The organism is Methylobacterium sp. J-030 (assembly GCF_022829545.1).
Taxonomy (GTDB): Bacteria; Pseudomonadota; Alphaproteobacteria; order Rhizobiales; family Beijerinckiaceae; genus Methylobacterium.
This window is the reverse complement of the sequence record NZ_JAKSYM010000390.1, coordinates 1-283: the sequence shown is the minus strand read 5'-3', so window position 1 is coordinate 283 and position 283 is coordinate 1. Positions and strand designations below refer to the sequence as shown.

Genomic DNA, 283 nt, shown 5'->3' with positions numbered 1-283 from the left:
GCTCAGGACCATCGCCATGGTCTTCTCGACGCCTTCGATCTCGTACCCGCCGGCCCCGATGAACCGGATCAGCACCGACATGGCGACCGTGCCGAGCGTGTCGTCGTCCATGGTGTAGCCCTTGAGGGCCATGCCTTCCCGGGCGCCCGCGACGGCGCCCTTCCACTGCGGCGAAGCGAGAAAGATCTTCTCAGGATCGTCCATCATCAGCCCGGGTATCCTATGCCGCGAGACGCCAGTGCCGGCGAAACGGAGCCGGCCGAGAGCTTGACCCCGATGAACT

General features: G+C 65.4%; 1 protein-coding gene. It reads right to left on the bottom strand.

The window, feature by feature from the left end:
• Positions 1 to 207, bottom strand: a 207-nt coding sequence (locus MKK75_RS36510; RefSeq protein WP_244046389.1) for a hypothetical protein, incomplete at its 3' end; no start/stop codon positions are given.
• Between the last annotated feature and the right edge of the window lie 76 nt (positions 208 to 283).